11 protein-coding genes are annotated in these 14,187 nt (G+C 47.9%); 2 read left to right on the top strand and 9 right to left on the bottom strand.

Annotated elements, in window-relative coordinates:
• Window positions 1-43 precede the first annotated feature (43 nt).
• Window positions 44-1,429 carry a replicative DNA helicase gene (dnaB, locus tag RID09_RS02015; RefSeq protein ID WP_446334279.1) on the bottom strand — a complete coding sequence of 462 codons (1,386 nt, stop codon included), beginning with the start codon at window positions 1,427-1,429 and terminating at the stop codon, window positions 44-46.
• A gap of 184 nt (window positions 1,430-1,613) precedes the next feature.
• Window positions 1,614-2,567, bottom strand: coding sequence for a hypothetical protein (locus tag RID09_RS02010; protein WP_446334278.1), 954 nt, complete (start codon window positions 2,565-2,567; stop codon window positions 1,614-1,616).
• Window positions 2,568-2,853: 286 nt separating this feature from the next.
• Here RID09_RS02010 and RID09_RS02005 point away from each other — a divergent pair, with 286 nt between their 5' ends.
• On the top strand, window positions 2,854-3,099 hold the full coding sequence (locus RID09_RS02005; RefSeq protein WP_446334277.1) for a hypothetical protein: 246 nt from the start codon (window positions 2,854-2,856) through the stop codon (window positions 3,097-3,099).
• Window positions 3,100-3,627: 528 nt separating this feature from the next.
• Here RID09_RS02005 and RID09_RS02000 read toward each other — a convergent pair.
• Both RID09_RS02000 and RID09_RS01995 read right to left on the bottom strand, forming a co-directional pair.
• The gene (locus RID09_RS02000) at window positions 3,628-5,472 is read right to left on the bottom strand and encodes a pentapeptide repeat-containing protein (RefSeq protein WP_446334276.1); all 1,845 of its coding nucleotides are present in this window, start codon (window positions 5,470-5,472) and stop codon (window positions 3,628-3,630) included.
• A gap of 27 nt (window positions 5,473-5,499) precedes the next feature.
• The gene (locus RID09_RS01995; RefSeq protein WP_446334275.1) at window positions 5,500-6,378 is read right to left on the bottom strand and encodes a TetR family transcriptional regulator; all 879 of its coding nucleotides are present in this window, start codon (window positions 6,376-6,378) and stop codon (window positions 5,500-5,502) included.
• A gap of 17 nt (window positions 6,379-6,395) precedes the next feature.
• Here RID09_RS01995 and RID09_RS01990 point away from each other — a divergent pair, with 17 nt between their 5' ends.
• Window positions 6,396-6,527: a hypothetical protein gene (locus RID09_RS01990; protein WP_446334274.1), complete on the top strand. Its 132-nt coding sequence runs from the start codon at window positions 6,396-6,398 to the stop codon at window positions 6,525-6,527.
• 193 nt (window positions 6,528-6,720) lie between these two features.
• Here the strand turns inward: RID09_RS01990 and RID09_RS01985 are convergent, their stop codons facing one another.
• The 5 genes from RID09_RS01985 to RID09_RS01965 all read right to left on the bottom strand — a co-directional run bounded on the left by RID09_RS01985 (window position 6,721) and on the right by RID09_RS01965 (window position 14,016).
• Complete coding sequence (locus RID09_RS01985) at window positions 6,721-7,167, bottom strand: hypothetical protein (RefSeq protein ID WP_446334273.1); 447 nt, start codon at window positions 7,165-7,167, stop codon at window positions 6,721-6,723.
• Window positions 7,164-7,808, bottom strand: coding sequence for an AAA family ATPase (locus RID09_RS01980; RefSeq protein ID WP_446334272.1), 645 nt, complete (start codon window positions 7,806-7,808; stop codon window positions 7,164-7,166). The genes RID09_RS01985 and RID09_RS01980 overlap by 4 nt, the downstream gene beginning before the upstream one ends.
• A 252-nt stretch (window positions 7,809-8,060) precedes the next feature.
• Window positions 8,061-9,143: a photosystem II q(b) protein gene (psbA, locus tag RID09_RS01975; protein ID WP_446334271.1), complete on the bottom strand. Its 1,083-nt coding sequence runs from the start codon at window positions 9,141-9,143 to the stop codon at window positions 8,061-8,063.
• Between the two features lie 145 nt (window positions 9,144-9,288).
• Window positions 9,289-10,806 (bottom strand): MBOAT family O-acyltransferase, encoded by a 1,518-nt coding sequence (locus tag RID09_RS01970; RefSeq protein WP_446334270.1) that lies wholly within the window; start codon window positions 10,804-10,806, stop codon window positions 9,289-9,291.
• Window positions 10,807-10,986: 180 nt separating this feature from the next.
• Window positions 10,987-14,016 carry a DUF1574 domain-containing protein gene (locus RID09_RS01965; protein ID WP_446334269.1) on the bottom strand — a complete coding sequence of 1,010 codons (3,030 nt, stop codon included), beginning with the start codon at window positions 14,014-14,016 and terminating at the stop codon, window positions 10,987-10,989.
• Between the last annotated feature and the right edge of the window lie 171 nt (window positions 14,017-14,187).

The raw sequence follows: 14,187 nt of genomic DNA, 5'->3' as shown, positions 1-14,187 counted from the left end.
CAATATGAACTACCCAGACCTACTTCGTGGAGGTCTGGGTAGTTCAGATGTATTTGTGTCGCATGTTTTCTTCGTGTACCGGATTGCCAACAATGGGCAAAAACCTGGAGGTTTCCAGGTTGACTAGCATCTTGGCTGTGCCAACCTTTCCGTAAATCCGGTTTTTATCAACAATGAACTCAATCGTTTTGTCGTAAGGATTTTTGCTGTAGTAAGCGTCGCGGTAAAGCATAATCACAGCATCTGCTGCTTCTGCAATCTCCCCAGAATCCCTCAAGTCCGCCTTTGTGGGACGCTTGTTGCGGCGTTTTTCCACATCCCGATTAATCTGAGAGCCAAGATACAACGCCACATCAAAGTCCTTTGCGATCGCTCTTAACTCTCGCGTAATCTGACCCAGTTCTAAGTTTCGGTTTTGAGCCGTCCCCCCCAGATTGAGCATTTGCACGTAATCCAGAAACACTGCACCTAGCTGCCCTTGTCTTAAAATCGCCTGCTTGACAATGGAGCGAATGGTAGTAATCGATGGATTAGGTTCGTCATAGACCATCCAGGGTAGCTCGCTAAATATCTTTATTGCCTGTGCTAAGAATTTCCACTCGTCCTCTCTTATACCTCCAGGTAGTGGACCTCTAAATAGGCGGCTATTGTCGATTCCTGAAAGACGAGCCAGGAGCCTTTGGTTAATGGAGTCTTTGTCCATCTCACAGGAAAAGAACAAAACAGGCTGATTGAGCTTGGTCATGATGGCGTGGGAAAGAGAAAGCATCACCTGAGTCTTTCCCATCGAAGTTGCACCACCAATCACAGTTAGTGTCTTGCGGTGCTTCCCACCCGTTAATGCCTCAAGGTCGTACCACCCCACGACCTCACCTGCCCTTTTTCCTGTCTCGATATTGACGAATAGCTGGGCGCTCATCTGGGGTGCGTCTTCTAGCTGATAGCGAGTTCTTGACTGAATAGTCGTCAAGTTAAAAATCTTCTGCTCCGACTTCTCTAAAATAGTAGCTAACTCTGTCCATGTCTCGTAACTGAGGTGAGCGATTTCGTAACCTGCAAAGATTAACTGACGGCGCAGGTGTTTGTCCATCACCAACGCCGCATATCGGTCAATGTTGACCGCTGACACCGTGCGATCGACAAGCTGTGCTAATTTACTTTGACCTCCCACTTTATCCAATAAGCCATGGTCATATAGCCAGGTGGTGACACTCATCAAATCTGTTGGCTTTCCCTGGTTGTATAGAGTCAATGCCGCTCGGTAGATTTCTTGGTGGGCGCTGATGTAGAAGGCTTCAGGCTTTAGCTGGTCAACCACCCGACCCATCGCTCCAGGATCGAGCATTATACCGCCTAGAATCGACTCCTCAGCATCAACATTCTGAGGCAGAGGCCCGTTCTGAATCGATGAAAAAAAAAGTTTGTCCATTTGACCAAAAATTTGGGTCACAAGCCCCGTCCTTCAAGGACGGCTTTGGTTTTTGATCTACTGTTTCAATGATTGCCAAACTCCCCGAACCTAGACAGGCAGACTTTAGTTTGCTAGCTAGACGCTTGGCTCGGTTTCATCCCCCGCTAAAAAGACGGGGGCTTTCACCATCGCTTCTGTGTAACTACAAAACTGGTGTTCCCATAGAAGATTTGTAACCAGGAGCATTTGACTGCTCTGCCTTCTGCTGTTTCCATCTTTGCTGCTGAGCTTCAAGTTCAGCTAGTTCTTGGGAAGCTGCAAAGAGGAGTTCTTGTCGTTGTTGCTCATAAAGCTCTGGGTCAACCTGGTTTGGTGTTGGAGATGACACTGGAGATGACACAGCTTTAAATTCAGAACTCAGTTCAAGCCAGTTTCGCTCAATCCACTTTTTAGGGAGTACTGGTGGCTTAGGTAGCTCTGCTGCCTTTTTCATTCCAAACTCAAAAAAGCTCTCTCTCTCGCAATCTGAGAGAGAGTTGATAAAAATCTGATAAGAATATGGGGAATCGGGGGAATGGTTTATATGAGCGGGGTTGGGGGGGGTGGGGGTCTCCAATTTGTCCAATGAAGTCTCCGATCTGTCCAACAGAGTCTCCGATTTGTCCAACAGAGTCTCCGATCTGTCCAACGAGTCTCCAATTTGTCCAACGAGTCTCTGATCTGTCCAATGAGTCTCCAATTTGTCCAACGAGTCTCCGATTTGTCCAACAAGTCTCTGATCTGTCCAACAAGTCTCTGATTTGTCTAAAGAGTCTTCGCTCTGTTTTACCGTCTCCGATTGATCACAAGCGTCTGTACTCCGTTCAACAGTTTTCAATTGGTCACAAGTGTCTTGGCTTTGTGCAAAGCTCACGACTACACCGTTGGGAGCCTCCCAATCAATCAGACCTTTGTCCTTCAAGCGTTGAATACCCTTGTAGAAAGCTGCCTTGCTGATTCCCAGTTCTTTGCAGACTGAACGTTGGTGTAGAGTCATCTTCCAGTCTGGAGCCAGCTTGATTTTCAGGTAGTAGTAGATCAACGCCGTGGAAGAAATCAGCCCATCTTTGTACTGGGCGATCGCGTCGGCTTGAGTCATGCGGTAGTGTTGTGTCATAATTTACCTATATAATGAAGGATTGCCCCGCCCTATTTTGGGTAGGGCGAATTTTTTATCCCCTATAATTTTTCTAGGTGAACCTCATCAATTAAATAACAGTTTAACTTTTTTGTCAATTAAATCTATAATTAATTGATCTAAAAAAGCGTAAAATCGAAATATGGACTGGAATAAAGCTTTCGATAAAACGCTGAGAACTTACGGAGTTAGCGCCAAGTGGCTCTCCGAACAGACAGGTTTGTCTCAGCAGACCATTTCCTATTTCAGGAAAGGTAGGCAGCCGATGACTACTGAAAACCTGGGTAAGCTTTTGATGAAATTATCGACTGAGGCAAGAGAATACTACTTCTCGCTAGTGCTTGGGGCATCTGTACCGAAGCGATCGCTCTCTTTTGAGGAAGAGATAGAACAATTAATCGATAAGGCAGATCATGCCCAGATTGCCATCCTTCTCAGTATGCTCTCAGCCAAATTTTCCTCGCTCAGTAGCTCATCGGATCTGTCCCAGGAAAAGGTTTTGTTAGGTTAGCTGGACGCCTAACGCCTCACGCCATATCTGTATTTAGATTGGCGTGAGATGGATAGGCGGTCAATCAATGGGGTTCAATACCCCAGAGATTGACAACTTGCGTATCAATTCGCGAATTACATCAGATTGGGAACTTCAGTGTTAATTTGCAGAACTTGGCTAGATGCTCATATTCCCTATCTGATACTCGCGTTGTTACCTGTTTCATGGTTTTCAGAAAACTTTCAATTTGCTACCCTTATAAGGTGCAGGTTAAATAAATTAAAAGCTAACCGCTTGCCTGTACTCTGAACCAAGACAACCTGGAATATGGGGTTGGGTCCAGAAACAGACTACAGGTAGAAAGCATCTGTGGGCGGGTAAAATTCCAGCAGTACAAGGAGCAGGTGACAAAACTTTTGTATTGTCCGGCGCGGTGGGGCATCCCGTGTCGTTAATAAAGCTCAGTCAATGTCCGAGGCTCAATAGCTGGAGTCGCTCTAGAGCCTACACCATACTGTACTCAGTTGGTGTAGGAGATGTCACTGGCTAAGTATGAACTGTGCCATCGGGCATGATTGCCCCACTCAAAATCACTCCGTCTAAGTCAACCTGACTCAGGTCTACCCCCTTAAGCTTGGCTTCAGTCAGCTCTGCCCCATCCAAATTCGCTTGACTCAGATTGGCATGGCTCAAGTTAGCACGCACTAAATTGGCACCTAATAAGTTAGCGCCTTCTAGATTAGCGGTTTCCAAGTTCGCTTGACTCAGATTGGCACCCCACAGATCTGCCTGACTCAGGTTAGCCTGACTCAAGTTCGCCTGACTCAGGTCAGCTCCCCCTAAATCGGCTCCCCCTAAATCGGCTTTTTTCAGGGACGCTCCGGGGGCAATCAAGTACGCGCCGCCCTCGCTTGGGTCGAAACCTGAAGGAAATTGAGTCACTTCGTTGTAAATGGCGGCTTTGACGCTAACACCATCCAGAGTGACATTGCTCAAATCTGCCCCACACAGGTTGGTTTGACTTAGGTCAGCTCCCCTTAGATCAGCTTCACCCAGATTCACCCCAGTAAGTGACACTCCAGGGGCAATTAAGCACGCGCCACCCTTGAGTGGGTCAAACCCGACCGGAAATTGTGTCGCTTCGTTGTAGAGTGCGGCTTCAAGCTGGGTTGCCTCTAGAGTGGTATCTTGAAGATTGACGCCAAACAATTTTGCTTTCCTCAAATCAGCACCACTCAAATCCACTCCCCTCAGGTCGGCTCCCGTCAGATTGACTCCCCTAAGTGACGCACCCGGAGCAATTAAGTACATCCCAGTTTCAGTTGGGTTAAACTTGACAGGAAATTGCGTCGCTTCGTTGTAGAGTGCGCCCATCCCGTTCACCCCTTGCAGGTTAGCCTCACTCAGAGAAGCCCCAAACAGGTTAGCTCCCCTCAAGTCAGCTCCGGTTAAGTCAGCTTCCCGTAAATCCGCCTGCCACAAGTCGGCTCCACTGAGCACAGCTTCCTGCAAAGACGCGCCAATCAGTTCGGCGTCCCACAGAATTGCATTGGTTAACTTGGCTCCTCTCAAATTGGCTTTCAAAAGTGCAATACCAAACAAGTTTGCCCCGCTCAAGTCGGCTTCACTCAAATCGGCTTCACTCAAATCGGCGCCACTGAGGTTGACGCCACTGAGGTTGACTCGCCTCAGTGAAGCGCCAGGAGTAATACAGTACGCTCCGGCTTCGGTTGGGTCAAAATTTTTGGGAAATTGAGTCGTTTCGTCGTAGAGTGCGCCTTTTATGTCAATCTCTAGAAGGGTAGCGTCCCGCAAATCAGCTCCCAATAGATTGGATTGTTTCAAGTCAGCTCCCGTCAAGTCAGCTCCCGTCAAGTCAGCGCCCATTAAACAAGCTTCGCTTAGATTCGCCTCCTGCAAAGACGCTTCTCTCAAGTTAGTTTTCCATAGGTCAGCACGACTCAAATTAGCCCCGGTTAAGTTGGCGTTACTTAGGTCTACCCCACTCAGGTCAGCTTCGGGAAGTAAACTCTGAGGTGCAATTAAATAAGCCCCTGCTTTTACGGGGTCAAAATTGTCAGGAAACTGAGTGGCTTTGTTGTAAAGGGTGGTATGAAAATTGGTTTTATGCAGCAGCGCATTACTGAAGTTTGCTTCACTCAGATTGGCACCACAGAGTACAGCACGACTCAAGTTTGCTTCACTCAGATTGGCTCCTAATAAATCTGCCCCACTTAGGTTTGTACCTGTTAAGTTAGCCTTGCTGAGGTTGGCTCGCCACAACACGACTCGTTGCAGGTCTACTCCACTCAAGGAAGCTCCACTTAAGTCGGTTCCACTAAAATCTCGTTCCCCTTGTATATATCTTTCTATTATTTCGTCAGCATTCATCTCAATAGAAATATAAAATAATTGGTGTCAGGAAACTTCATGCTCCCAAGCCCATATTACATAGCCTTTTTCCGTTTTCGTAATCACTGTTTTCTGAACGCTATCACCTAGCCGGGTCAGGATTTCTAGTACCTTCTCTTTGGTTTTCTCGGCTCTCAAAAAGCTGTAGTATTGACCCTCAACGGCGATGGCAAATAAGCGTCGTTTTAAATGGGGTGTTTGAATCCGGCAGGTTTTGTACTGGTCGCGAGATTCTAGGATTTCACTTTCAATTACGTCTAAAGAAAGAGTAGCAGATTGATTGGCGTGACGTGGTGTAAACTGAATCACCTTATTCCCTTCTGGCACTGGGGATAAGTCGGGTGCTTCTGACATGACACTCAGCGCCCCTGTCGGATGAGGTAGAGTGGGTGGAGGCTGAACTAAGAGTGGTTCAGGTTCAACAGGTACGTCTGGCTCTTCTCCAACGGCTTCTGGAGGCGTTAGCAATGGACTGTCGAAACCCTCATCTGAAGGGGGTAGGTCTATTGCCGAAACTTCCGGTCGGTATTCTGGGTGGTCGAGGGGTTCGGGCTGAATTGGGTTTTCGGGTGAATTGGGCGGCGAATTTGATGACTCCTCTTCTTCAGTCGTTGATTCACTCCATTGATTCCACCGTCGAATCATTTCGACTGTAGCCATGCCAGCTCCTACGCTGACGACGATGGAGAATCCGATATAGGGAATGGCTACCTCTTTGTGATTGCCATCAAAGATCGGTTGAATTTCCCCACTATAAAAGGGGGAGAGTTCAATAATGACGGGTTCTTTCCCGATTAAAGCAAAGGGTACTGTCAATGTAGAAAAGACAGCACTGGAGATAAATACAGCCGGTAAGAGAATATTGCTGAGGGAATAACTGCTCATGTTTTAGAGGAGTGGCAATGAGCAAAGAAAAGCTTTTTGCTGATCTCTACTTTACCCAAGCTTTTCATGAGTTGTCCCTGTTAATCTGGATAACCTTGGTGCTGGAAGAGAAATTTCAATATGACACGTTAGAACGCAACTTGGTATGATTTCGCGGGGAGGATGTCAAAGATATCAAGAAACAAAGGGCTTGCGTATCGATTCGGAGACTGAATTCTCACGGCGCAAACCCCGGTATGCCAATTTATTTCTCGGTGCCTAGATACAATTATCGTCTCTGTTCAATGATGCCTACATCAGCAATATTTCTTAATATGACTACGCGAATTGGCTGATTAGCGGTCAATCGCTCTCTAAATCCTTTAATGTCTCATCCAATAACACTCGCACAATCTCCGCCTTTTTCTTACCAGTCCTCGCGGCTAAGAGTGACAGCTTGCGGTGCATTGATATGGGCAAATCTACTGTAAAGCGTACCGTCGCCTCTTTGGAGGGTACTTGGAACTTATCCATCAGTTTAGACTGGGAAGGGAGTTTGACCCCCAAGGTTTTGGAGTTGTTCTCTGACATGGGTTCTGAGGTGGAAGGAGTGCTATCTGGGAAGAGCGCTTGACTCGAAGAGCGATCGCGTTTGGTTTCGCTCCTTCTGGGTGGGGTTTTGTCTTCTTTGGGTTGAGTGGGTGTTGGTTTCTGGGAAGAGTCTGATGTAGTGTCTTTGGGGTTCTCACCATAGACAAACTGTTGTGCCAGGGTATCGGTAAGGGGCTTGCGATTTTTCTTTTGACTCATAATAGTGCCATAATTTCTTTGAACAATCGCTCGTATTCCCGCGCTGACTCTTTGGCGGGGCGACTGGGCAAATCCCAGACGGTTGCGGACTGACCGGAGGTATCCGCGATCGCTTGTTTTTGATGAATCACTGTTTTGAGTAGAGTGACGTCTTGGGTTTGGCTCAAAAGCGCGATCGCCTCATCTTTGAGTTTGGTGCCTTTGACGGCTCGGGAGACAAACATCGCCGCCATGGGGGGACCGCCGCGAACGGACTGGGCTTGTTTGATTAACCGCACTGCATCAGACGCCGATCGCAAATCTACACCTGTGGGCTGAACGGGGACGATAGCCAGGACAGCGCGAAACAGAATGGCTCGGGTGGCTTCGGCTAAGGAGGCTGGACCATCGACAACGAGCTGGTCGTATTGTTTTTCTAGTTCTGGCAGGCGTTCGAGTAAGTCATCAGGAGTTTGCACCACTTTATAGGGAATGGATAATTCCATGCCGGCTAACCAGGCTGAGCTGGACTGCTGGGAATCGGCATCGACGAGCAGCACATTTTTTTTCTGTTTGGTGGCTAGCCAATGCGTGAAGTGAACGGCTGTGGTGGATTTGCCGCAGCCGCCTTTTTGGTTCAAGAAGCCTATAATTTTGCCCACGAATGACTCTTAGGGTTAAGGCGAATAATGAATTAAGTGCGTAATTACTGCATTATTGCATTACTTACTGCACTATTGCATTACTGCATTGCTGCATTGCTGCGGAATGTCTTTGCCACTGCATGTCCTGCGCCAATCCATACCAAAAAGCGCCCCCCGTTATGGGAGAGCGCTTTTTGTGTTTATTCAGTTAAGGTGACGCGAACAGTCGCATCTGTGTTACGTTCGTCGCGCCGTCCTCTTTGTTTCTGATTAGCCGTTGATGCTAGGAGCAGTCAATGCTACCGGGGTGGTTTCACCCGCCGCCAAGTCTAAGGGGAAGTTGTGAGCGTTGCGCTCGTGCATGACTTCAAAGCCTAAGTTGGCGCGGTTGAGTACATCTGCCCAGGTGTTGACTACACGACCTTGGGAATCCAGAATCGACTGGTTAAAGTTGAATCCGTTGAGGTTGAATGCCATGGTGCTGATACCCAGTGCTGTGAACCAGATACCAACCACGGGCCATGCACCTAAGAAGAAGTGCAGAGAACGGCTGTTGTTGAAGGAAGCGTATTGGAAGATTAACCGACCAAAGTAACCGTGAGCGGCAACGATGTTGTAGGTTTCTTCTTCTTGCCCGAACTTGTAGCCGTAGTTCTGAGATTCAACTTCGGTGGTTTCACGTACCAGAGAGCTGGTTACCAAAGAACCGTGCATCGCGCTGAACAATGCACCGCCGAATACGCCAGCCACACCGAGCATGTGGAACGGGTGCATCAGGATGTTGTGCTCAGCTTGGAACACGAACATGAAGTTGAAGGTTCCAGAGATGCCCAGAGGCATTCCATCGGAGAAAGAACCTTGACCGATGGGGTAGATGAGGAACACGGCGGTAGCAGCAGCTACAGGTGCGCTGTAAGCTACGCAAATCCAAGGACGCATACCTAAGCGGTAGGAAAGTTCCCACTCTCTCCCCATGTAGCAGAAGATGCCGATGAGGAAGTGGAAGGCTACCAACTGGTAAGGACCACCGTTGTAGAGCCACTCATCTAAGGAAGCAGCTTCCCAGATGGGATAGAAGTGCAAGCCGATGGCGTTGGAGGAAGGTACAACAGCACCAGAGATGATGTTGTTACCGTACAGTAAGCTTCCAGCAACAGGCTCGCGGATTCCATCGATGTCCACAGGGGGAGCGGCGATGAAGGCGATGATGAAACAGGTGGTGGCGGTTAAGAGAGTTGGGATCATCAGTACACCAAACCAGCCGATATACAGGCGGTTTTCGGTGGAAGTGACCCAATTACAGAACCGTTCCCACAAAGACGCGCTATCGCGACGTTGTACTGTGGTAGTCATAATTCAATTAGTGCTATTACTTCATTAGCGATTGATTGAAGCAAGGCAAAACTTTTGCCCTACCTTTAATGGTATTCATATTCATTTGAATCATCCAACGGTTTTATTAATTCATTGTATGACTTGCATTAGGTTAACTTATCAATCAAAAGTCAAAGTAGATATAAGGTAAACCGCCTGAAGGCGCCAACAACCACACCGTATAAAGGCATAGAGGCACCAATAGCAACTTCAGGGGCCAGTTGAGTTGTAACTTCAGACCCCGATGAATCCCATAAACACCCGCCATTAAAAGGGCGACGATGACCAACAGCAGTGTCAACTCAAAGCGTTGTAAGCCAAACGCAGTCAAATAAACATTTTCGGCAAACTGGACATCGGCGGGTTGACCCCAGAGATTCTGGATGACAAAGCCGGCTTGTTTGAGATTAGGTAAGCGGAAGAAAATCCAGGACATGAACACCATCCATTGAGTAATTGCCCACGCCACTAGCACACCGAATCCGGTTTGCCACCATCCCTTTAACCAAGCAAAGCGGTCTGATAGGGTTTGGGTTAAACGATGCACCACCAAAGCTAAACCGTGCAATCCTCCCCACACGACAAATCCCCAAGCCGCACCATGCCAAATGCCAATAATTAGCATGACAACAAACAAGTTCAGACAGGTTCGACCTAATCCTTTGCGTGACCCGCCTAAGGGAAAATAAAGATAGTTACGAATCCAATCGCCTAACGTAATATGCCAGCGTCGCCAGAAATCTGCAATGCTGGTACTAAAGTACGGAAAATTAAAGTTTTCTGGCAGGTTAAATCCCATGAGGATAGCACTCCCCCGGGCAATATCCACATAGCCGCTAAAATCCAGATACAGTTGTAAACCATAGGCAAAAATAGCCAGCCACAAATCACCACTACCTGCCCGTTCTACGCTGCCAAAACACAGATCAACAAAAATTCCGATCCGATCCGCTAAAAGTGCCTTTTTAACCGCACCACTGGCAATCAACCATAGCCCCTCACTCAGGCGGTCAAAACTGGGAAATTGGATATCTTTCAACTCGCTAGAAAACTGATGGTAGCGAGTAATGGGTCCTGAAATTAGTTTCGGGAAAAATAATTTGTAGGTAGCAAATTGTAAGCTTTGGCGTGTGGCGGGTGCCCCCCGATATACATCAATTAGATAGGCAATACATTCAAAAACAAAAAACGAAAGTCCCAAGGGAGCAATTAAGTGATCGCTAATCCAGCTTGCCCCCTCTCGCGCCACGGGTAAATTCAAGGGGGCGGAGATATTCGTCAGGATAAACGGAACATACTTGAAGCTGACTAAACAGAGAATATTTAATCCAATCCCCAGCCACAGGAGTCTCAAACGTCTCTGATTCCAAAGTTCCTGTTCCATTAACCACTCTTCATTGGAGAGATGGTTATTGTTGAGATGCGACCCAGGTGATGTATTGACCGCAATTCTCTGCCCTAAGTAAAAATTGAGCCAAACTACGAATAAGAGCAGCGGAATGTATTGAATTTGTAAGCTGCTGTAAAAGAGTAAACTGGCAATTAGGAGTACCCATAATCGCCCTGATGAAGAACGCTGAGTCCAGTAAATCAGCAGGACACCCAGCAGAAAGAATCCATAAGTGATGGAAATAAATGCCATTTTTTAAAATAGGGAACAAGGAACAGGGAATATGGAGCCGGGGAAGCTGGGGGAGCTGGGGGAGCCGGGGGAGTTAACTCAAAGTTCTACCTTACCGATTCCCTGACAAAGGACGAATGACGTAGCTTGCTTCTTTTCGGGAGCGAGTATGACAAATGACCAATGACAAATGACCAATAACTAATCCCCAGCGAATAATGCCCAGGGAATCATCGGGTCTTTTGCCAACTGATTAGAAACTTCATACCCTCCGAAGCGATTGAGATGACTGGGGTCAGAAAAATGATCGGGTTTATCGAATAACAATCCACTTAAATCCCGAAAAATGAGTTCCCGTTCAACAGCATTCGCGTGCATGTATTGCTTAAATTGCTGTTCGTACTTAAGGCGGACTGGATCTAAGTAATCGTTGGTCAAGGGTAGATTCACAAAAACTACAGTAATGTCATGTTCCTGAGCAAATGTTAATAGGGCGTCAAATGCCTGATCTTGCTTACCCCGAAGTTGGAAGGATTGATAATCGCCATCATACGCCCCCGTCACTCTGGGATGGTTCTGGTAGTACGTTTCTGGGTCAAAGCGAATGGATAAGGGCAGGAAGCCATCCATATCAATGGACATATCCTTGTCTAAGCCTTGCTCGGCTTCAGTTGAATTGGAGGTATTGGGCAATGTTTTAACCACGGAGACAAACTGATCTCTTAACAGGGATTTGAGTTGATCCCGTTGGGGGTAAGTTGAGGATAATCCTGCCAGAAGTTGATTCATCCCATCGTCAATGGATTGATAACTTCTTTTCAACGCTGCCAACGGTTGGGAGGTTTGGTTGGCTTGGGCGGACGTCTGAGTGGAGGTACCGGGAAATGTGCCAGCATTAAGCTGACGGTAGCCTTCTGAATCCGCGATCGCCTCAAAGGTAGCATCAACTCGACCACTGTTAAAGGCGCGAGCGCCATCTGCCACGATAATTAATTTCGGTAATTGATCCGGGGTGAGAATCCGGCGCGTCATTAAGTCCACAATTTGAGCCGTGGCACCATTAATGCCAAAATTAAAGACATCAATGTCTGAATACCCCTCAACCGCTAATGCCTCTTCTAATGCCACCGGATCAATGCCGCGCATGGCTCGAGAACTGCCCATAATTAGCACATCGGGGCGATTTCCTTGTTGCAGGCGCTCTTGGTAAAGGGCTAACTTTTGATCGAGCAGTTGGTTATTAAACGGGGGATTAGAGGAACGGGCGAGGGCTAACATGGCAGCTTGAGTCGCATCTTTTCGCTGGGAGGGCAAGGAATCATCAATGATGATACTTTTGTCTCCTTCGCGGGTAAACCCAGAGGCGTTGAAGTCTTGGCTATTCTGATTGTTATCCTGTTGTAACGAAAGTTGGGACAAGTCTACAGGAATCGGTGACTCCTGTGCTGCCGATACAGCATCTCGCTGGGAAAAGTTGCCTTGGGGTTGCAGGATGCGACCAACGGGTCGATCAAACAGAAACATCAGCAATAATCCCATAATCCCCCACACCAATGCCACTTTAACCGCTTGTGACGATTCAGAACTCGTGCGTTGAGTATCAACTGCTACACGTTGATTGTCTGGGGTGGGAACAAAAAGTTGGCTCGAACACAACCAACGTCCAATTGTGCCAACGGCGGTATTTGACTGACGTGGTAAACCCTCTTTGAGCGTTTTGTCTGTTCTATGCGGACGTGACACCGATTCCTCGGTGGGAACCACTAGCTCGCTAATGTCTGTATCCGATGAAACAAATTCTGGGGTAGTTTCTAATGCCAACCGTCGGCGTTCCGCAAAATCTACACCATAATTCCAGGCGGGAGATGTTGCGCCAGCAGAGCGTCCGTAAATCCGTACTCCAGCGATAGTGGAGATGGCAAGCTGACGCACAAACCGAACGATGGGTAGACTCACTTGGGCTTTAGAGGGACATAAGGGTGCTTCGCTCATAATGTGCAGCAAGTCTTGCTGACGGCGCACTTTGATCTGAATCCCACCCGTTGCTAGTCGCTGCTCCAAATCGGGATTGAGCAACCGTTGTAGCAAAAAGGTCAGGGCATTAAGATTGCCTTGTTGCCCTAAGGAATAGCTGGATGAGGCGAGTTGGGGTTGTTCACTCGCGGGTAAAGTTACCCAATCCACCCAGACAGGTTTTTCCGGTTCGGGTTCGAGGGAAAAGTAATCGGATTCAACGCCATAAATAGTTGCCGCTTTAATGCCTTGGGGCTTTAATGATTTGAGTAGAGGCGCGATCGCATTCATGGCAGTGGCTTGATCCGGAACGGGGGTTTTGCCCAGATCCAAGGCAGAGCAAAACAGATGTAGAGTTGTCTCTTTCAATACAGCCCGCACCGTCATCCCGACTTGCGCTAGCATCTGATTCGATAGCGTCGCGATCGCTTGCACATCTCCCCAACGCGCCCAATCCTTTAGCATCACGTCAGTGGGCGTCAAATCCACCCGCACCATCCATTCTGGAGTGGCTTCTCCCCTCACTTGAGCGCTTATGGCGGCGTCTCTAAACTCAGTCAGTTCTAGAGAGCGTAAAAGCTGAACAATTGGCTCAGACAGTAACGCTGAATCGGGACTATAGTTCGAGGTACAGATAACCCACAGCCGCCGATGGTAAGGTGGTGAGGACTGGGAGGGGATTTTGGGTTTTTGCTTGACCAGAGACTGTTCTCGATTGTCCTTAGTTGGCAAGTCCTGAATCTGGATATTGACACTCACACCCAAATGACTCAGATTAGCACTCAGATACCGTGCGATCGCGTCTGGGGAACCGGAACGGGCGAGACTTTCATGGGAGATGATAAACGCCGATTGAGCGGGTGTCGTTTCCCAGGATGGTTCAGGGACAGATTCTGTGTTATTGGTATCTGTGTTGAGGCGAATTTCCTTGACCCATTCTGGATGTGCCTGGGAAACTTTACGCCCGTAGATAATAATTTGGTAGATAGGGCTTTCCAGATCGACAGGAAAAGTCGCGGTTTCCGGTTTGAGAGCTTGGAGCAATTGATTGACTACCCTTTGAGCCGGAATACTTTCACGGCTTTCACAGAGAATATGCAAATTATTCCCTCGTAACCGGACTCTCAGGCACACCCCCGGTTGACCGATGGTATCGTATACCCATTGAGCCAAAGAGGACGGACGATTGTTGTAGTTGCGCTCTTCGACATCCAACATTACAAATTTGTTACCTGGACTGATAACGGCGGCTGATTTTTCCTCTCATGATTGCACATGAGAGTGAAAAACGGGGGAGTTGGGGGGGGAGTTTTGAGTTTTGAGTGTGTAGGGACGGGTTTTACTACTATAGTTTTCTTTTCACTCAGATGTGACTCGCGCCCGCCCCAA

This window comes from Coleofasciculus sp. G1-WW12-02, assembly GCF_040219735.1.
Classification (GTDB): domain Bacteria; phylum Cyanobacteriota; class Cyanobacteriia; order Cyanobacteriales; family Coleofasciculaceae; genus Coleofasciculus.
The sequence above is the reverse complement of the archived record's forward strand: the minus strand, read 5'-3'. Positions and strand labels throughout refer to the sequence as shown.